The organism is Trujillonella endophytica (assembly GCF_900110555.1).
GTDB lineage: Bacteria > Actinomycetota > Actinomycetes > Mycobacteriales > Geodermatophilaceae > Trujillonella > Trujillonella endophytica.
Genome location: NZ_FOEE01000012.1, coordinates 26,960 through 46,354, shown reverse-complemented (window position 1 = coordinate 46,354; position 19,395 = coordinate 26,960). Strand labels below are relative to the sequence as shown.

The 19,395-nt window shown below is 73.8% G+C and carries 15 protein-coding genes; 7 read left to right on the top strand and 8 right to left on the bottom strand.

The genetic code is table 11. The features are described 5' to 3' along the window. Positions 1 to 35 precede the first annotated feature (35 nt). Positions 36 to 1,529 (bottom strand): tRNA (N6-isopentenyl adenosine(37)-C2)-methylthiotransferase MiaB, encoded by a 1,494-nt coding sequence (miaB, locus tag BMY88_RS17480; RefSeq protein WP_091946455.1) that lies wholly within the window; start codon positions 1,527 to 1,529, stop codon positions 36 to 38. A gap of 103 nt (positions 1,530 to 1,632) precedes the next feature. Between miaB and BMY88_RS17475 the strand changes: the two genes are divergently transcribed. The 5 genes from BMY88_RS17475 to BMY88_RS17455 all read left to right on the top strand — a co-directional run bounded on the left by BMY88_RS17475 (position 1,633) and on the right by BMY88_RS17455 (position 5,545). Next, positions 1,633 to 2,388, top strand: coding sequence for an amino acid ABC transporter ATP-binding protein (locus BMY88_RS17475; protein WP_091946452.1), 756 nt, complete (start codon positions 1,633 to 1,635; stop codon positions 2,386 to 2,388). A gap of 25 nt (positions 2,389 to 2,413) precedes the next feature. After that, positions 2,414 to 3,316: a glutamate ABC transporter substrate-binding protein gene (locus BMY88_RS17470; RefSeq protein WP_091946449.1), complete on the top strand. Its 903-nt coding sequence runs from the start codon at positions 2,414 to 2,416 to the stop codon at positions 3,314 to 3,316. An 87-nt stretch (positions 3,317 to 3,403) separates the two neighbouring features. Then, complete coding sequence (locus BMY88_RS17465) at positions 3,404 to 4,054, top strand: amino acid ABC transporter permease (RefSeq protein WP_091946446.1); 651 nt, start codon at positions 3,404 to 3,406, stop codon at positions 4,052 to 4,054. Beyond that, on the top strand, positions 4,051 to 4,962 hold the full coding sequence (locus BMY88_RS17460) for an amino acid ABC transporter permease (protein ID WP_091946443.1): 912 nt from the start codon (positions 4,051 to 4,053) through the stop codon (positions 4,960 to 4,962). Before BMY88_RS17465 ends, BMY88_RS17460 begins: the two co-directional genes overlap by 4 nt. Positions 4,963 to 5,164: 202 nt before the next feature. Next, entirely contained in the window at positions 5,165 to 5,545 is a 381-nt protein-coding gene (locus BMY88_RS17455) for a hypothetical protein (RefSeq protein ID WP_244524760.1), read from the top strand. 114 nt (positions 5,546 to 5,659) lie between these two features. Here the strand turns inward: BMY88_RS17455 and BMY88_RS17450 are convergent, their stop codons facing one another. Together BMY88_RS17450 and BMY88_RS17445 are read right to left on the bottom strand one after the other, a co-directional pair. Beyond that, positions 5,660 to 6,328, bottom strand: a complete 669-nt coding sequence (locus tag BMY88_RS17450; protein WP_091946438.1) for a response regulator — start codon at positions 6,326 to 6,328, stop codon at positions 5,660 to 5,662. Beyond that, complete coding sequence (locus BMY88_RS17445; protein ID WP_091946435.1) at positions 6,316 to 7,533, bottom strand: sensor histidine kinase; 1,218 nt, start codon at positions 7,531 to 7,533, stop codon at positions 6,316 to 6,318. Before BMY88_RS17445 ends, BMY88_RS17450 begins: the two co-directional genes overlap by 13 nt. 155 nt (positions 7,534 to 7,688) lie before the next feature. Here BMY88_RS17445 and BMY88_RS17440 point away from each other — a divergent pair, with 155 nt between their 5' ends. Next, on the top strand, positions 7,689 to 9,848 hold the full coding sequence (locus tag BMY88_RS17440; protein WP_091946432.1) for an MMPL family transporter: 2,160 nt from the start codon (positions 7,689 to 7,691) through the stop codon (positions 9,846 to 9,848). A 114-nt stretch (positions 9,849 to 9,962) separates the two neighbouring features. Here BMY88_RS17440 and BMY88_RS17435 read toward each other — a convergent pair whose 3' ends face one another. The 5 genes from BMY88_RS17435 to BMY88_RS17415 form a co-directional block, all read right to left on the bottom strand. Then, the gene (locus BMY88_RS17435) at positions 9,963 to 10,613 is read right to left on the bottom strand and encodes a regulatory protein RecX (RefSeq protein WP_091946429.1); all 651 of its coding nucleotides are present in this window, start codon (positions 10,611 to 10,613) and stop codon (positions 9,963 to 9,965) included. Positions 10,614 to 10,618: 5 nt separating this feature from the next. After that, complete coding sequence (gene recA, locus BMY88_RS17430) at positions 10,619 to 11,653, bottom strand: recombinase RecA (RefSeq protein ID WP_091946426.1); 1,035 nt, start codon at positions 11,651 to 11,653, stop codon at positions 10,619 to 10,621. A 231-nt stretch (positions 11,654 to 11,884) separates the two neighbouring features. Next, complete coding sequence (locus BMY88_RS17425) at positions 11,885 to 12,079, bottom strand: DUF3046 domain-containing protein (protein ID WP_091946423.1); 195 nt, start codon at positions 12,077 to 12,079, stop codon at positions 11,885 to 11,887. Positions 12,080 to 12,145: 66 nt separating this feature from the next. Next, positions 12,146 to 13,501 (bottom strand): MFS transporter, encoded by a 1,356-nt coding sequence (locus BMY88_RS17420; protein WP_091946420.1) that lies wholly within the window; start codon positions 13,499 to 13,501, stop codon positions 12,146 to 12,148. Positions 13,502 to 13,507: 6 nt separating this feature from the next. Next, positions 13,508 to 14,653, bottom strand: a complete 1,146-nt coding sequence (locus BMY88_RS17415; protein ID WP_091946416.1) for an acyl-CoA dehydrogenase family protein — start codon at positions 14,651 to 14,653, stop codon at positions 13,508 to 13,510. A 116-nt stretch (positions 14,654 to 14,769) separates the two neighbouring features. On the opposite strand from BMY88_RS17415, the gene BMY88_RS17410 reads away from it, so the two are divergent. Then, positions 14,770 to 19,377 carry an ATP-dependent helicase gene (locus tag BMY88_RS17410; protein WP_091946413.1) on the top strand — a complete coding sequence of 1,536 codons (4,608 nt, stop codon included), beginning with the start codon at positions 14,770 to 14,772 and terminating at the stop codon, positions 19,375 to 19,377. Positions 19,378 to 19,395 lie beyond the last annotated feature (18 nt).

Below are 19,395 nucleotides of genomic sequence, written 5' to 3'. Positions count from 1 at the left end.
GCTTCTGCTCGGTGCAGAAGCGCGGAATTGCACGGTCAGCAGCTGCTGGGAACGGGAGCGAGCGGGGGTGGGACGCCGATCCGCGGCATGCCGAGCGAGACGCCGGGAGTGGTCGGCCGCGTGCCGGCGTCGTGCGCGTCCCCGGCGCGGGTGCGCCGGTGCGAGAGCAGCGCGCCGTCGGCCATGAGGTGGTGCGGCGCGACCTCGGTCACCACCGTCTCGACGACGTCTCCGGGGCGGACTCCGTCGGCCGCCGTGAAGTGCACCAGCCGTCCGTCGCGCGCCCGGCCGGACAGCCGGCCGCGGGCGGCGTCCTTGCTGCCCTCCCCCGCGGCGACGAGCAGCTCGACGCGGCGGCCGATCTGGGCGCGGTTCTCCGCCCAGCTGATCTCGTCCTGCAGGGCGGTCAACCGCAGGTAGCGCTCCTGGACGACGGCCTTGGGCAGCTGGTCGGCCATCTCGGCGGCCGGGGTGCCGGGCCGCTTCGAGTACTGGAACGTGAACGCACCGGCGAAGCGCGCCTGCCGGACGACCTCGAGGGTCTGCTCGAAGTCCGCCTCGGTCTCGCCGGGGAAGCCCACGATGATGTCGGTGGTGATCGCGGCGTCGGGCATGGCGGCGCGGACCCGGTCGATGATCCCCAGGTAGCGCTCCTGCCGGTAACCGCGGCGCATCCGCCGGAGCACGTCGTCCGACCCGCTCTGCAGCGGCATGTGCAGCTGGTGGCAGACCGCCGGCGTCTCGGCCATGGCCTCGATGACGTCGTCGGTGAACTCGCGCGGGTGGGGGCTGGTGAACCGCACCCGCTCCAGGCCCGCGATCGCGCCCGTGGCGCGCAGCAGGTCCGCGAAGGCGCCCCGGTCGCGGAACTCGACGCCGTAGGCGTTGACGTTCTGGCCGAGCAGCGTCACCTCGAGCACGCCCTGGTCGACCAGCGCCTGCACCTCGCCGAGGATCTCGCCGGGCCGGCGGTCCTTCTCCTTGCCACGCAGCGCCGGGACGATGCAGAACGTGCAGGTGTTGTTGCAGCCGACGCTGATCGACACCCAGCCGGCGTAGGCGGAGTCCCGCTTGGCCGGCAGCGTCGAGGGGAACACCTCGAGCGACTCGGCGATCTCGATCTGCGCCTCGGCGTTGTGCCGGGCCCGCTCCAGGAGGGCGGGGAGCGACCCCACGTTGTGGGTGCCGAAGACGACGTCGACCCACGGCGCGCGCCGCACGATCTCCCCGCGGTCCTTCTGCGCGAGGCAGCCGCCGACGGCGATCTGCATCCCGGGTCGGGCGTCCTTCACCGGCCGCAGGTGCCCGAGGTTGCCGTACAGCCGGTTGTCGGCGTTCTCGCGGACCGCGCACGTGTTGAGGACGACGACGTCGGCGTCGTCGTCCTCGGCGGCCGCGGTGTAGCCGGCCGCCTCCAACAGGCCTGACAGGCGCTCGGAATCGTGCACGTTCATCTGGCACCCGTACGTGCGCACCCGGTAGGTGCGGGCGGCGCCGGGCTTCTCGTGGGTCGTGGCTTCGCTCTCCATCTCGCCGCCGAGGGTACGGCGCTCCCGCGGCCGGCCTGCTTCGTTACCGCTTCGTGACGGCACCGGTGACCGGGGGAAACCGTGTCCCCCTAGTGTCCGGGGTGTGACCAGCGCCACAAGGCAGCATCCGCTCGTCGAGCTCTCCGGCGTCCAGAAGTGGTTCGGCGACCTGCACGTCCTCGCCGACGTCGATCTGGCCATCGACGCCGGGGAGGTGGTGGTCGTCATCGGCCCCTCCGGCTCGGGCAAGTCGACGCTGTGCCGCGCGATCAACCGCCTGGAACCGATCCAGCAGGGCGAGATCCGGGTCGACGGCGAGCTCCTGCCCGAGGAGGGCAAGGCCCTGGCCCGGCTGCGCGCCGACGTCGGCATGGTGTTCCAGAACTTCAACCTGTTCGCGCACAAGACCGTGCTGCAGAACGTGACCCTCGGGCCGGTGAAGGTGCGCCACCGGTCCAAAGGGGAGGCCGACAAGCGGGCCCGCGAGCTCCTGGACCGGGTCGGCGTCGGCAACCAGGCGGACAAGTACCCGGCCCAGCTCTCCGGCGGCCAGCAGCAGCGCGTGGCCATCGCCCGCGCCCTCGCCATGGACCCGAAGGTGATGCTGTTCGACGAGCCGACGTCGGCACTGGACCCGGAGATGATCAACGAGGTCCTCGACGTCATGACCTCGCTGGCGCGCGACGGCATGACGATGGTCGTCATCACCCACGAGATGGGCTTCGCCCGCCGGGCGGCCAACCGCGTCGTGTTCATGGACGGCGGCCGGATCGTCGAGTCCGCGGACCCCGAGACGTTCTTCACCCGGCCGACGTCGGACCGGGCCAAGGACTTCCTCTCCAAGATCCTCACCCACTGACGCCCCAACCGAGAGGAGCACGTCCATGAGGTTCCGTCGCACGGCATCAGCCCTGACCGTCGCCGTCACCGCGCTCGCCCTGGCCGCCTGCGGCGACGACGACGACGGGGGTGGGGGCGGCGGGGACTCCGCCGAGCCGTCGGTCGCCGAGACGCCGGAGTTCGAGGCCGGCACGACCATGGCCGAGATCGCGGAGCGGGGCACCATCCGCGTCGGCACCAAGTTCGACCAGCCCGGGTTCGGCCTGGAGAACCTCGAGGGCGAGGTGGAGGGCTTCGACGTCGAGGTCGCGAAGATCATCGCCGGCGCGCTCGGCATCGCCGAGGGCGACATCGAGTGGGTGCAGACCCCCTCGGCCGTCCGCGAGGAGGTCATCGAGGGCGGCGAGGTCGACATGGTCGTCGCGACGTACACGATCAACGACACACGGCGGGAGCGGATCTCGTTCGCCGGGCCGTACTACGAGGCCGGCCAGCAGATCATGGTCGCGTCGGACGACGACGAGATCACCGGCCCCGAGTCGTTCACCGAGAACCCGGACGCGACCGTCTGCTCGGTCACCGGGTCGACGCCGGCGGAGAACATCCGCGAGTACCTGGCGAGCGACTCCCAGCTGGTGCTCTTCGAGGAGTACTCGCAGTGCGCGGACTCGCTGAGCAACGGCCAGGTGGACGCCGTCACCACCGACAACGTGATCCTGCTGGGCTTCGTCTCGGAGTCCGACGGTGAGTTCAAGCTGGTCGGCGAGCAGTTCACCGAGGAGCCCTACGGGATCGGCATCACCAAGGGTGACGTCGCATTCTGCGAGTTCATCAACGAGACGCTCGCGGACAACGAGGAGGCCTACGTGGCGGCCTGGGAGAGCACGGCGGGCCAGGTCGAGGGCACGGAGACGCCCTCGCTGCCCGAGCCGCAGCCCTGTTCCTGACGCGGTGAGCACCACGGCCGGCCGCTCCCCGCGGCCGGCCGTGGTGCGCCGACCCGACCTCGTCCTCCCGGCCGGAAGGCGGCGCGCATGAGTCCCGTCCTCGACAACCTCGACCTGTACGTCGATGGCTTCCTGACCTCGCTCAGGATCATCGTGTACTCGCTCATCGGGTGCCTGCTGCTCGGCCTGATCATCGCAGCCTGCCGCGTCTCCCCCGTTCCCCCGCTGCGGGCGTTCGGCACCTTCTGGGTGACGACGTTCCGCAACACTCCGCTGACCGTGGTGCTGGTCTTCTGCGCGTTCGGGCTGCCGGAGCTCGGCATCAACCGCAGCTTCTTCTTCTTCGGCGTCCTCGGCCTGATCCTCTACACCTCCGCCTTCGTCGCCGAGGCGATCCGGGCAGGCATCAACTCGGTGCCGGCCGGCCAGGCCGAGGCGGCCCGGTCGCTGGGCCTCGGCTTCTCGCTCACGCTGCGCGACGTCGTGCTGCCCCAGGCGCTGCGCACCGTCGTACCGCCGCTGGGCAGCGTCCTCATCGCGATGTTCAAGAACTCGGCCGTGGTCGGCGCCTTCGGCGTGGGCGGCGACCTGTGGAGCACCGGGCAGATCCTGACCAGCGCGCGGGGGTACGAGACCCTCCCGGTCTTCATCGGGGTCGCCATCGGCTACCTGCTGATCACCCTGCCCGCCGGGGCGCTGCTGCAGGTCATCGAGCGGAAGGTGGCGATCGCCCGATGAGCGAGCCGTCGGTGCTCTACGACGCCCAGGGGCCCAGGGCCCGCCGGCGCACCCTGATCGGCACGGTCGTCGCGCTGCTCCTGCTCGCCGGGCTGGTGTTCCTGGCGGTGCGCCGCCTGGTCGACCGCGGGCAGTTCACGATGGAGAAGTGGGGTCCGCTGATCGACCCCGACAACGAGGCGTTCGACGCGGTGTGGCGGCTGCTCCGCGAGGGCGTCGTGAACACGCTGAAGGCGGCGGCGGTCGCCATGGTCCTGTCGATCGTGCTCGGCACGGTGATCGCGGTCGCCCGCCTGTCGCTGGGACGCGTCGCCCGGATCCCGCTGATCGGCCTCGTGGAGCTGTTCCGCGGGCTGCCCGTGGTCGTGCTCGTCTACTTCGGCGTCCGGGTGATCGACGACGTCGGCATCGACCTCAGCGGTTGGCCCGGCGGCCAGGTCTTCTGGGGGCTGGTGTTCGGGCTGACCGCCTACAACATGGTCGTCTTCGCCGAGGTCATCCGGGCCGGCGTGGCATCGCTCCCGCGGGGCCAGCGCGAGGGTGCGCTGGCGACCGGCCTCACCGACGGCCAGACGATGCGCATCGTGCTGCTGCCCCAGGCGTTCCGCGTGATGCTGCCGGCGATCATCAGCCAGCTCGTGGTCGTGCTGAAAGACACCTCGCTGGTCACCTTCGTGGCCAACTACGACGAGCTGCTCAGCCAGGGCGACACCATCCAGCGCAACCTGGACAACCCGATCCAGACCTACTTCGTGGTCGCTCTCATCTACATCGCGATCAACTACACGCTCGGCCGGCTGGCCCAGTACATCCAGAAGCGGCAGGCCCGCAGCGGCCGCGTGTCGCGCCCCGCCGCGGCGACTGCCGCCAAGGCGGCGGGACCGGCGCAGGTCGGTGGTGGAGCCTGACCGCGCCCGCGCCCGCGCCCCTGCCCGCGCCCGGGCCCCGCGCCGGGCCGGACGGAGGCGAACGCCGGGCCGGGCGGAGGCGAACCCCGGGACGGGCGGGACTCGCGCGACGGATGAGGCGTCCAGGGATCGGCTCCGCGGCCGTACTGCCGAGTAGGACCCCGTGGACACCGCTCTTCGCCCCGCCGTCCCGCTCCCCGCGGTGACGCGACTCTCCGACGGCCCGTCGGACGCCGCCCAGGAGTTCGTCAACCGGGTCCGTGCGGCCGCGCCGGACTTCGCCGCGGCCGCCGGCGCCGAGACGGCGGTCGTCCGTGAGGTCGTGCCGCCCGCCCGCCACCGCCGCGCCCGCTGCCGGCTGGTGCTGCGCTTCACCGGGGACGTGGAGGTCGACCTCACCTTCCTGGGGCCGGTCAGCCGCGACCCCGCCCGCGACACCGGCTTCGGCGCGCAGATCCAGGAGTGGCTGACCAGCGACCGCAGCAACGAGCAGGCCTGGCTGGTGGCCGACGACGAGTCCCCCGACGGCCTCGCCGTCGACGTCACCGCCTGGGCCGACCTGGAGCACCCCGCGGCGAGCTGAGCCCCCCGGCGCGGTCGTCCGCGCCCGGCACACGAGCCGACGGCCCCGACCCCCGAGCAGACGGCCGCTCGTGCGCCGGCTCGAGGGGGCGGGCCCGGAACGACAACAGCGGCCCTACCGCTCCCTGGTCGCCTCGTGCAGGCAGCGGGCGATCTGCACCCGGTTGGTGACGTCGAGCTTGCTGAACAGCGCCCCGACATGCGTCTTGACCGTCGCCACCCCGAGGTGCAGCCGCTCGGCGATCTCGGTGTTCGTCAGCCCCTGGCCCACTGCCTCCGCGACCTCGCGCTCGCGATCGGTGAGCCGGGCCAGCCGCGCACGCGCCGACCGCTGCACGGCCTCGTCGCGCGGTCGGGTGACCGTGGCGATGAGCTGTGCGGTGACGCTGGGCGACAGGATCGGCTGCCCGGCGGCAACCCGTCGTACGGCATCGACGAGGTCGGCGGGTGACGTGTCCTTGAGCAGGAAGCCCGCGGCGCCGTAGCTGAGGGCGGTGACGACCATGTCGTCGGTGTCGAACGTCGTCAGCACGATGATGCGGGCACTCGTGCCGCGGTCGAGCAGTCGACGGGTCGCGGCCAGCCCGTCCATCCGCGGCATGCGGATGTCCATCAGCACGACGTCCGGCGCCTCACGCAGCACGACGTCCACGGCGTCCTGCCCGTCGGCCGCCTCGGCGACGACGTCGATGTCCGGCGCACCGCCCAGGATCATCCTCAGTCCCGCGCGGACGAGCGGGTCGTCGTCGACGAGAACGACGCGCACCGCCCTCACGTCTGCCATGGAAGGCTCGCCTCCACGACGAAGGAGCCGTCGGCGCGTGCGCCGTGCTCGAGGGTGCCGCCCGCCAGGACAGCGCGCTCGGTGAGGCCGGTGAGGCCGACGCCCGCCGACGGGAGCGCCACGCCGGCGCGCGCCCCGATCGGGTTGGAGACCTCGACGTCGAGCCGGGCCCCCGGGGTCCCGGCCAGGGCCACCCTGACCGGTACGCCGGGTGCGTGCTTGCGGACGTTGGTGAGCGCCTCCTGCACGATGCGGAAGGCGTTGCGCGACAGGGTGGTCGGCACCCGGTCGAGCGTCCCGACCAGCTGCGTCGTGTCGAGGGCAACCTCGGTGCCCGCCTCCCGTGAGTCGGCGAGGAGGGCCGGTAGCTCGGCCAGCGTCGGCTGCGGAGACTCGATGTCATGCGCGCCGTCGTCCGGGCGCAGCACGCCGAGCACCTGGCGCAGCTCGGTCAGCGCGAGCTGCGCGTTGTCCTGGATCGTCGCGGCCGTCTCGGCGGTCTGCTCGCGGGTGAGGTCGTCGCGGTAGACGAGCGCGCCGGCGTGCAGCGCCACCAGCGAGATGCGGTGCGCGAGCACGTCGTGCATCTCACGGGCGATGCGTGTGCGCTCGGCCTCGCGAACCGTGTCGGCGACCAGCGCCTGCTCGCGCTCGGCGGCGAGGGCCTGCTCGTGCCGGTTCGCGGCCAACTCACGACGTGCGCCGACGTAGAAGCCGGTCACCGCCGCTGCTCCGTAGACGACGGGAGCGAGCACCAGACCGACGACCACCTCCCACGGCGCCTCGTCGGGCGGGCGCGTCGGCAGGTCGAGCGCGATGACGACGAGCAGGCCGGCGAGGAACACACCGCCGGTCAGCACGGCCCACGGCCGCCGGCGCCATGTCCCCATGGACACGATGGCGACCAGCGCCGGGCCGAAGCTCGCGGCCGACACCGACAGCAACGCGACGACCGTGCACGCGACGGCGAGCGGGTGGCGACGACGCAGCGCCAGCAGGCCGAGCGACACCAGGCCGAGCACCAGATCGAGCGCGACGACGATCACCGTGCCCTGCTGCGACTCCGGCAGCGGGCCGTCCAGCCGCTCGACCGCGCTACCCACCCCCACCAGCGCGCCGACGCCGATCGCGAACGCGTAGCGCCCCACCCGCGGCCACAACGGCAGCGCCGGGTGGAGCGGGTCCACCTCGGTCGTTGCCGTCATGCCGGTCAGCGTAGGGATCGGGCGAAGCCCGCGACTCCCTCTTCCGGTCGCCGCCCCTCCACCTCTGGGTGGAGCTGCTCGAGCCCTGGGGACGAGGTGCGGCGCCCGCTGCACCGACACGGTGGGTCGCCTGCCGATCACCCAGGAGCCTTCCCATGCGCATTCCCCTCGCCGGGCGCCTCGCCCGAGCATCAGCCCGGCGACCGTGGCTGACGATCGGCCTATGGGCCGCCACCCTCGCCGTCGCCCTGCCGCTCGCCGGCCAGGTCGACGGTGCCGTCACTCCCGACGTGCGCAACCTGGTCACGACGGAGTCCGACGCCGGGCGCGAGCTCGACGAGATGCACCGGTCCGCCGGCTCGCAGTCCTACGACGAGACGGTCGTCCTCACCTCGGATGCGGCTCGCTTCGGCGCGCCGTCCTTCGATGCAGCCGTCGCCGCCGTCGTCCGGACGGTGGACGCCGTCGACGGCGTCGAGCGCGTCACCGCGCCGACCGCCGAGGCAGGGGTGGGTGAGTCCGGCCGCACCGCGCTGGTGCAGGTCCGGACGGCGGCGGACACCGAGGTGGTGCAGGCGCTCGTCGACGCGGTCGGCGAACTCGACGTCGACGGCTTCGAGCTGCTGGTGTCGGGCACGGAGTCCGGCGAGCTGGCGTTCACCGAGCTGGCCGGCGAGCAGCTCGCGCGCGGCGAGCTGATCGGCGTGGCGGCAGCGCTCGTCGTCCTCCTGCTCGTGCTGGGCGCGCTCGTCGCGGCCAGCATCCCGCTGGGCGTGGCCTTCGTGTCGGTCCTGTCGGCGATGGCCATGGTCGCCGTCGTGGGTCGCGCGCTGGAGCTCACCGAGGGAGTCCTCGTCCTGACGACGATGCTCGGGCTCGCGCTCAGCATCGACTACTCGCTCGTCTCCGTGCAGCGCTTCCGTGAGGAGCTCGGCCGCGGTCGAAGCGTCCTCGACGCCGTCACCGCGACCGGCGCCACCGCGAACCGCGCGGTGCTGTTCTCCGGCGCCACCGTGATGCTGTCGCTGAGCGGGCTGCTGCTCATCCCGACCACGGAGTACGTCGGCATCGCGCTGTCGGTCATCTTCGTGGCCATCTCCTCGGTCGTCACGACGCTGACCCTCCTGCCGGCCGTCCTGCGCCTGCTCGGCCATCGGGTCGATCGAGGACGCGTGCCCGGCACCGACCCGACCCGCGGGCCGGTCGGCTGGCAGCGCACGGCCCGCGCCGTCATCTCCCGGCCGGCCGTCGCGACGATCGCCGGCGTCCTCGTCCTGCTCGTCTGCGCCGCGCCGCTCGCATCGCTCCGGCTGGCCCATCCCGGGCCGGAGTCGCTGCCCGAGGACTTCGTCGTCCACCGGGCGAGCGCGCTGCTCGTGCAGGAGTTCGGTCGGGGCCAGTCCGCGACGACGATCGCCGTCGTCAACGCTGCGTCCGCCGAGGACGAGGTCGCCGCGCTGGCCCTGGCCGTCGACGCCGACCCGGCGTTCAACGACACGACGGTCGACCGCCGCGACGACGTCGCGTTCATCGACACGCACGACCGCTACGACTCGGCCGACCCACGGGCGGAGGAGGCCATCGAGCGGTTGCGGACCGAGCTCGTTCCGGGGGCGCTGACCGGTACGGCGGCGACCGGCTACGTGACCGGCGACCAGGCCACCTCGATCGACGGCATCGACCTGCTGCTGTCCCGCGCGTGGATGGTCGTCGCCTTCGTCCTCGGCGCGAGCTTCCTGCTCCTGCTGGTGACCTTCCGCTCGATCGTCATCCCGCTGAAGGCGATCACGTTGAACGCGCTCGGCGCCGCCGCGACGTTCGGGGCCATGGTCGCGGCCTACCAGTGGGGCTGGGGCTCGACGCTGCTCGGGTTCCCCGAGGTCGAGGGCATCTCGCCGTACATGCCGGTCATCACGTTCGCCCTGCTGTTCGGGCTGTCGATGGACTACCACGTCTTTCTGCTCAGCCGGATCAAGGAGGGCTACGACGCGACGGGTGACACCACCGAGGCGGTCGTCCACGGGCTCGGCCGGACGGGACGGCTCATCACCGGAGCCGCGGCCATCATGGTGGCCGTCTTCTCCGGCTTCGCCGCCTCGGGCATCCCCGAGCTCTCGCAGTGGGGCTTCGGCCTCGGCTTCGCCGTGCTCGTCGACGCGACCATCATCCGCACCCTGCTGGTGCCCGCCGCGATGGTGTGGCTGGGCGACAGCAACTGGTACCTGCCCCGCTGGCTGGAGTGGTTGCCCCGGATCGGGACGACGGAGCCCCCGGCCGAGCAGCCGTCGCCAGAGCCGGAGCCGGCACTCGTCTGAGCAGTCGGGCCGGCACCGGGCGCATGGACGCGGTGCCGGCCGAGCCTGGACCAGGCGGCCTCGGTGCGGGGCTGTCGTCGTCCGCCCCGCGCCGGTGCGACGAGCCGCGGCGGGTCAGGGCAGGAACGCGTCCAGCCCCTGATCGGTGTCCGCCGCGCTCGGTTCGTCGGCCTCCCACTCGGCGTCCAGCGCCTCGCGGACGACGATCCCCGCGAGCCCCGAGCCGTAGCCCTTGCGGGCGAGCATCCCCAGCAGCCGGCGGTGCGCGGTCTCCCGGTCGACCCGGCGCAGCCCGGACACCCGGCGCGCCACCAACCGGCGCGCGGCGTCCCACTCGTCCTGGTCGCCCACGAGCGCCAGCGCCTGGTCGGCGTCCTCGCAGTCGACGCCCTTCGCCCGCAGCTCCGACTTCAGCGCGCGCCGCGACAGCCCCCGGCTCGCCTGCCGGGAGTCCACCCAGGCTCGGGCGAAGGCGGCGTCGTCGATCAGCCCGACCTCGCCGAAACGGTCCAGCACGGCCGCGGCCGCGTCGTCCGGGATCTCCTTGCGGGCCAGCAGCTCTTCGAGCTGGCGGCGGGTTTTGGCCGTTCCGGTCAGCGCACGCAGGCAGATGTCGCGCGCCGCCGCCTCGGGATCGTCGAGGGCCGCGGCCGCCTCGCTGCTCGCGTCGTCCGCCGGGCCGGCCGCGCCCCCCTCGGGGGACGCGGCGGCCCGGCGGCGCCCGCGGGGTGGACCGAAGCCGCCGCCCCCGAGCCGGTTGCCCACCGGGCTCAGAAGTCGGGGGTGTCGGCCGCGGCCGGCGCGTCGACCTGCGGGCCGATGCCCAGCTTCTCCTTGATCTTCTTCTCGATCTCGTCGGCGAGGTCGGGGTTGTCCCGCAGGAAGTTGCGGGCGTTCTCCTTGCCCTGGCCGAGCTGGTCGCCGTCGTAGGTGTACCAAGCGCCGGACTTGCGGACGAAGCCCTGCTCGACGCCGATGTCGATGAGGCCGCCCTCGCGGCTGAACCCGAGGCCCCAGATGAGGTCGAGCTCGGCCTGCTTGAACGGCGCGGCCACCTTGTTCTTGACGACCTTGACCCGGACCCGGCTGCCGACCGCGTCGGTGCCCTGCTTGAGGGTCTCGATGCGGCGCACGTCGAGGCGGATCGAGGAGTAGAACTTCAGCGCCCGACCACCGGTGGTGACCTCCGGCGAGCCGTAGACGACGCCGACCTTCTCGCGCAGCTGGTTGATGAAGATGCAGGTCGTGCCGGAGTTGCTCAGGGCGCCGGTGATCTTGCGCAGCGCCTGGCTCATCAGCCGGGCCTGCAGGCCGACGTGGCTGTCGCCCATCTCGCCCTCGATCTCGGCGCGGGGCACGAGGGCGGCCACCGAGTCGATGACGATCAGGTCGAGCGCGCCGGAGCGGATCAGCATGTCCGCGATCTCCAGCGCCTGCTCACCGGTGTCGGGCTGGCTGATCAGCAGGGCGTCGGTGTCGACGCCGATCGCCCGGGCGTAGTCGGGGTCGAGCGCGTGCTCGGCGTCGATGAAGGCGACGATGCCGCCGGACGCCTGGGCGTTGGCCACCGCGTGCAGGGCGACCGTGGTCTTGCCGGAGGCCTCGGGGCCGTACACCTCGACCACCCGGCCGCGGGGCAGCCCGCCGACGCCGAGGGCGATGTCGAGCGCGATGGAGCCGGTCGGGATCACCTTCATCGCGACCTCGGGGGAGTCGCCCAGCCGCATGACCGAGCCCTTGCCGAACTGCTTGTCGATCTGGGCGAGGGCCATGTCGAGGGCCTTGTCGCGGTCGAGCGTTGCCATGGTGTTCACCTTCGGGAAGTCACGGTGTCGTGAGTGACGAGCGGGTCGGTGCCGACGCTAGGGGCGAGGGCTGACACTTCCGGGGGACCGACCGGACCTGTGGAGGAACACCCGGCCTGTGGACCCACAGTAGGACGAACAGGTGTTCGAGCGCCACCTGCGACACGCCGCCCGTCCCACCGGCCCCACGCACGCCTGCCCGGAGGCCCGGGGCCGGCTCCGGACGACCGCTCAGCGGTCCTTGCGCGGGACCTCGTACTCCTCGCAGATGGCCAGCCAGACCGTCCGGGTCGGGACCCCGGCCTCCAACGCGTCGAGCGCCGTCCGGCCGCCGAGGGCGGAGAAGACGTGGTCGCGGGTGACGCTCTGGGCCCGCATCGAGCCGAACTGATCGTCGAGCCGGGACCAGAACTCCTGCAGGCGCACCCCCCGACGCTAGCGCGCCCCGGCCACCGCCCCGGGACCTACGCTGGGAGCGTGATCACGACCGGGTCAGCGGCCCTCGACACGGTGCTGGAGATCGGCATCGCCGTCTGCCTGCTCCTGACGCTGGGGCTGCTCTGGCGCAACCTGCGCGACCGCTGACCGCGACCCTCCGGTCGCCGACCCGCGCAGCAGGACCACGACCAGCGGGAGCACCAGCGCCGCGCTGACCGCCGCCACCAGCCCGTACCCGCCCAGGGCCAGCAGGGGCCCGCCGACGACACCGGCCAGCGCCGCCCCCAGGCCCATCAGCAGGTCGGTCCCGCCCTGGGCGGTGGGCCGCTGCTGCGCCCCGACCGCCTCGGTGACCAGCGTGGACCCGGCCACCAGCCCGCAGGACCAGCCCAGCCCCAGCAGGAAGAGGCCGGTGCCCAGCTGCCCCGCGTCCGCCGGGCCGGCCGTGCCCGACAGCGCCGCCGCGGCCAGCAGCAGCCCGGCCGCCAGCGCCACCACCACCCGCCGGCCCAGCCGGTCGGCCAGCCACCCGACGACCGGCGAGAACAGGTACATCCCGGCCACGTGCACGCTGATGACCAGGCCGATGAGCCGCAGCGTCGTCCCCTCCGGGCCGTGCGCGTGGCCCATGTGCACCGGCGTCATGACCATGACGCCGACCATCACGGCGTGGGAGACGACGACGGCGGTCAGCCCGAGCCGGCCGCCGGGATCGGCCCACACCGCCGCCAGCGCGAGCCGGGTCGCCCGGCGCGGCCTGACCTCCGGCGCGCTCCCGCCCCCGCGCAGCCGGCGGGACAGCAGCAGCGGGTCGGGCCGCAGCAGGCCGACGAACAGTGCGGCGACGAGCAGGAACACGACCGCCGACAGCGCGAAGCCGCCGCCCAGCGCCGGCAGGCCGAGGCGGACCCCCAGGTCCGCCCCCGGCCCGGCGAGATTGGGTCCCAGGACCGAGCCGACGGTGGTCGCCCAGACCACCATCGACAGGTCGCGGCCCCGCCGCTCGGGGGCGGCGAGGTCGGCCGCGGCGTAGCGCGCCTGCAGCCCGCACGCGGTGGCCGCGCCGAAGGCGAACAGCCCCACCAGCAGCAGCGACAGGGAGGCCAGCGCCGCCGCGACCACCGTGACCAGCGCGCCGACCACCGCGACGGCGAAGCCCGCGGCCAGGCCCGCCCGCCGGCCGGACCGGTCGCTGATGCGCGCGAGCGGCACGGCGAGCACGGCAGAGCCCAGCACGCCGGCGGTCTGCCCGAGCCCCGAGGCGGCGTCGCTGCCGGCGACGTCCCGGGCGAGCAGCCCGCCCAGGGTGATGCCGATGGTGACGCCCAGCCCGCTGAGCGCCGTGCCGCTGCCCAGGACGGCGACAGTGCGGCGCTGGACCCGCGGGAGGTCGACGGTCGGCGATCCCATCGCGGCTCAGAGGCCCATCGAGCGGCCGATGATCTCCCGCATGACCTCGTTGGTGCCGCCGTAGATCGACTGCACGCGGGCGTCGCGCCAGGCGCGGGAGACCGGGTACTCGTCCATGTAGCCGTAGCCGCCGTGCAGTTGCAGGCAGCGGTCGGCGACCTTGTTCTGCAGCTCCGTCGTCCAGTACTTGGCCATCGCCGCGTCGACGGCGGAGAGCTCCCCGGCGTTCAGCCGGCGCACGCACTCGTCGACGAAGGTGCGAGCGATCGTCGTCTCGGTGTGCAGCTCGGCGAGGACGAAGCGGCTGTTCTGGAAGCTGCCCACCGGGCGCCCGAACGCCGTCCGCGTCGTGACGTACTCGACGGTCTGCGCGAGGACCGTCTCGGCGGAGGCGACGGCGATGACCGCGATCGACAGCCGCTCCTGGGGAAGGTTGTCCATCAGGTGCGCGAAGCCGGCGTTCTCCGTGCCGAGGAGGTTCTCGGCCGGCACGCGCACCTCGTCGAAGAACAGCTCGGCGGTGTCCTGCGCCTTGAGCCCCACCTTCTCCAGGTTGCGGCCGCGGGTGAAGCCGGGCATGCCGCGCTCGACGACCAGCAGGCTGGTGCCGCGCGAGCCCGGCGCCTCCGGATCGGTGCGGGCGACCACGATCACCAGGTCGGCGTTGATGCCGTTGGTGATGAAGGTCTTGGCGCCCGACAGCACCCAGTCCGAGCCGTCGCGGCGGGCGGCCGTGGTGATCGCCTGCAGGTCGCTGCCGGTGCCGGGCTCGGTCATCGCGATCGCGGTGATCAGCGCGCCGCTGCAGAAGCCGGGCAGCCAGCGCTGGGCCTGCTCCTCGGTCGCCAGGTCGCGCAGGTAGGGGCCGACGACGTCGTTGTGCAGACCGAAGCCGACGCCGCTGGCGCCGATGCGGGTCAGCTCCTCGTCGACGACGGCGTTGTAGCGGAAGTCGCGCACGCCCCCGCCGCCGTGGGCCTCGTCGACGTCCATGCCGAGCAGGCCCTGGTCGCCGGCGGAGGCCCACACCTCCCGCGGGACGATGCCGTCGGACTCCCACTGCGCGTGGAACGGCGCGACGGTCTTCTCCGCCCACGCGCGCACCGTCGCGCGGAAGTCGTCGTGGTCGGCCTCGTAGAGCGTGGAGCGCATGGCGGAAGTGTGCCCCCGCCTACCGTCGGCGTCTCCCGACCCGAACGGGCTACGCCGAGGGTGGACGACGTCGCTGCGCCCGGCGAACTGTCGTACCCGCGGGTGACACTGGCGACGTGTCCGCTCTCGACCGGTTCTCCGAGGCCACCCGGGCCTGGTTCACCGGCGCCTTCGCCGAGCCCACGCCCGCCCAGGAGGGCGCGTGGGGCGCGATCAGCTCGGGCGGGCACGCGCTGGTCGTCGCCCCCACCGGGTCGGGCAAGACGCTGGCGGCGTTCCTCTGGTCGCTGGACCGGCTGGCCAGCAGCCCGCCGCCGGAGGAGGAGATCCGCCGCTGCCGGGTCCTCTACGTCTCCCCGCTCAAGGCGCTGGCGGTCGACGTCGAGCGCAACCTGCGCGCGCCCCTGACCGGCATCGGTCAGGCTGCCCTGCGGCTGGGGCTGGCCCGCCCGGAGATCACCGTCGGCATCCGCTCCGGCGACACCCCGGCCGAGGAGCGTCGCGCCTTCAACAAGCGCCCGCCCGACATCCTGATCACCACCCCCGAGTCGCTGTTCCTGCTGCTCACCAGCCAGGCCCGGGAGGCGCTGCGCGGGGTCGAGACGGTGATCGTCGACGAGGTGCACGCCGTCACCGACTCCAAGCGCGGCGCGCACATGGCGGTCACGCTCGACCGGCTCGACGAGCTGCTCGATCGGCCGGCGCAGCGGATCGGGCTGTCGGCGACCGTGCGGCCGATCGAGGAGGTCGCCACCTTCCTGGCCGGCGGCCGGCCCGTCGAGGTCGTCGCGCCGCCATCGGTCAAGCAGTGGGACCTGTCGGTCGTCGTCCCCGTCGAGGACATGAGCTCGCTCGGCCAGCCGACCGGCGAGCTGGACGGCTCGGCGGCGGGCAATCAGCCGCGGACGTCGATCTGGCCGGCGGTCGAGGAGCGGGTGCTCGACCTGGTCGAGGCCTCGCGCAGCACGATCGTCTTCTCCAACTCCCGGCGGCTGGCGGAGCGGCTGACCAGCCGGCTCAACGAGCTGGCCTACGAGCGCGCCACCGGCGAGCCCGTGCCGCCGGGCACCACGCCGGCCGCCCTGATGGCGCAGGCCGGTGCGGGCGGGGGGCTGCCCGAGGCCTTCAGGCCCGTGGCGATGGCGCACCACGGCTCGGTCTCCCGCGAGCAGCGGGCCGTCGTCGAGGAGGCGCTGAAGTCGGGGCAGCTGCCGGCCGTCGTCGCCACCTCGAGCCTGGAGCTCGGCATCGACATGGGCGCGGTCGACCTGGTGGTGCAGGTCGAGTCCCCGCCCACGGTGGCCGCGGGCCTGCAGCGGGTGGGCCGGGCGGGGCACCAGGTCGGCGCGGTCAGCCGGGGCGTGCTGTTCCCCAAGTACCGCGGCGACCTCGTCCAGTGCGCCCTGGTCGCCGAGCGGATGAAGGCCGGCGCGATCGAGTCCATCCGCTACCTCCGCAACCCCCTCGACGTGCTGGCCCAGCAGATCGTCGCGATCGTCTCCGAGCGGCCGCGCACGGTCGACGAGGTCGGGGAGCTGATCCGCCGGTCGGCGCCGTTCGCGGGGCTGCCGGAGTCCGCGCTGCATGCCGTCCTCGACATGCTGGCCGGCCGGTACCCCTCCGACGCCTTCGCGGAGCTCCGGCCGCGGCTGACCTGGGACCGCGTCACCGACACCCTCACCGCCCGCGGCGGCGCCCAGCGGCTGGCGGTGACCAGCGGCGGCACGATCCCCGACCGCGGCCTGTTCGGCGTCTTCATCGTGGGCGCCGAGGGAACGGGCGGGCGCCGCGTCGGCGAGCTCGACGAGGAGATGGTCTACGAGTCCCGGGTGGGCGACGTGTTCCTGCTCGGCTCGTCGTCCTGGCGGATCGAGGAGATCACCCACGACCGGGTGCTGGTCTCCCCCGCGCCCGGCCAGCCCGGGAAGATGCCGTTCTGGCACGGCGACGCCCCCGGCCGGCCGCTGGAGCTCGGCCGCGCGCTGGGGGCGTTCCTCCGCGAGGTCGGATCCGCCGGGCCCGACGCGGGCGCCGAGCGGGCCCGCGCCGCCGGTCTCGACGAGTGGGGCATCGTCAACCTGCTGGCCTACCTGGCCGAGCAGAAGGCGGCGACCGGCCACCTGCCCGACGACCGCACGCTGCTCGTGGAGCGCTTCCGCGACGAGCTGGGCGACTGGCGGCTGGTCGTGCACTCCCCCTTCGGCGCCCAGGTCAACGCCCCGTGGTCGCTGGTGCTGGCCGCCCGGCTCCGCGAGCGCTACGGCGTCGACGTCGCCTCGATGCACTCCGACGACGGGATCGTGCTGCGGCTGCCCGACACCACCGGCGAGCCGCCCGAGGCCGACCTGGCCGTGCTCGACCCCGACGACGTCGAGCGCGAAGTCACCACCGAGGTCGGCAGCTCCGCGCTGTTCGCCAGCCGGTTCCGCGAGTGCGCCGCCCGCGCCCTGCTGCTCCCCCGCCGCGACCCGCGCCGGCGCACCCCGCTGTGGCAGCAGCGCCAGCGCGCCGCCCAGCTGCTGTCGGTGGCCAGCGAGTTCCCCGGCTTCCCGATCACGCTGGAGGCCGCGCGGGAGGTGCTGCAGGACGTCTACGACGTCCCGGGCCTGATCGAGCTGATGCGCGACGTGCAGGCCCGCCGGGTGAAGGTGGTCGACGTCCAGACGCAGACCGCGTCGCCGTTCGCCACGTCGCTGCTGTTCGGCTACGTCGGGCAGTTCCTCTACGAGGGCGACGCGCCGCTGGCCGAGCGCCGGGCGCAGGCGCTCGCCCTCGACACCGGCCTGCTCGCCGAGCTCCTCGGCCGCTCCGAGCTGCGCGAGCTGCTCGACGCCGAGGCGCTCACCGAGGTCGAGGCCGAGCTGCAACGGCTGCCCGCGCCCCGGCATCCCCGCGACGTCGACGGCGCCAGCGACCTGCTCCGCGGCGTCGGCGACCTCACGCCGGCCGAGGCCGCCGTCCGCGGCGTGCCGGCCGAGTGGCTCGACGAGCTGGTCGACGCCCGGCGCGCGATCGTCGTGCGCATCGCCGGCGAGGAACGGCACGTCGCCATCGAGGACGCCGGCCGGCTCCGCGACGCCCTGGGCACCGCGCTGCCCGTCGGCGTGCCGGAGGTGTTCACCGAGCCGGTGACCGATCCGCTCGGCGACCTCGTCGGCCGCTACGCCCGCACCCACGGCCCGTTCCAGCCCGACGAGGTGGCCCGCCGGCTCGGGCTGGGCGTCGCCGTCGTCACCGCGACGCTGCAGCGGCTGGTCTCGATCGGACGGCTCGTATCGGGTGAATTCAGACCGGGCGGCAGCGGCCAGGAGTGGTGCGACGCCGAGGTCCTCCGCTCGATCCGGCGCCGCAGCCTGGCCAAGCTGCGCCAGGAGGTCGAGCCGGTGCCGATCGGCACGCTGGCCCGGTTCACCCCGGCCTGGCAGTCGGTGGGCAGCCGGCAGCGCGGTACGGACGGCGTCCTCGCGGTGGTCGAGCAGCTGGCGGGGGCCCTCGTGCCGGCCAGCGCGCTGGAGTCGCTCGTGCTGCCGTCGCGGGTGCGCGACTACTCCCCCGCGATGCTCGACGAGCTGACCAGCGCCGGGGAGGTGCTCTGGGCCGGCGCCGGCGCGCTGCCCGGCAACGACGGCTGGATCAGCCTCGTGCCGGCCGACGTCGCGCACCTGCTCCTGCCCGAGCCGCTGGAGCCGCCGGAGGAGGGCGGGTACGGCGCCGCCCTGCTCGAGGGCCTCGCCAGCGGGCAGGCGATGTTCTTCCGCGGGCTGTCCGACCTCACCGGCGCCACCGACGACACCGCGCTCGCCGACACGGTCTGGGACCTCGTCTGGTCCGGCCACCTGACCAACGACACCCTCGCCCCGCTGCGCACCCGGCTCGGTGCCGGCGGCACGCACCGCCGCACCCCGGCCCCGCCGCGCGCTCGAACCTCCCGCTACGGCAGGCCCCGCCTGGGCCGCCCGGCGATGCCCACGCGCAGCGGCCCGCCGACGGTGGCCGGCCGGTGGTCCCGGCTGCCCGAGCGGGAGGCGGACCCGACCCGGCGCACCACCGCCCGCGCGGAGGCGCTGCTGGAGCGGCACGGGGTGCTCACCCGCGGCGCGGTCATGGCCGAGCAGGTGCCCGGCGGCTTCTCCGCCGTCTACCCCGTGCTGCGGGCGTTCGAGGAGAACGGCCGGGCCCGGCGCGGGTACTTCGTCGAGACCCTCGGCGCCGCGCAGTTCGGCACCCCCGGCTCGGTGGACCGGCTGCGCGGCTTCGCCACCCCGGACCGGGCGCCCGCCGGCACCGTCGTCCTGGCCGCCACCGACCCGGCCAACGTCTACGGCGCGGCCCTGCCCTGGCCGGAGCGCCCCGATCCGTCGGCCGCCGCGGGCGCCGACGGCGAGGGGCCCGACGCCGTCGACCTGGGCGAGGGCACCGTGAGCAAGCGCGGCAGCGGCCACCGGGCCGGTCGCAAGGCGGGTGCGCTCGTCGTGCTGGTCGACGGCGACCTCGTGCTCTACGTCGAGCGCGGCGGCAAGACGCTGCTGTCGTGGACCGAGGACGAGCAGGTGCTCAAGGAGGCGGCGACCGCGCTGTCCGGGGCGGTGGCGGCCGGTGCGCTGGGCCGCATGGTCGTCCAGAAGACCGACGGCGCCTCGGTGCACGAGGCGGGCCCGCTGTCGGCGGCACTCCAGGCGGCCGGCTTCGCCGCCACCCCCCGCGGCCTGCGCCTCCGCGGCTGACCCATCCCAGTTCCTTGA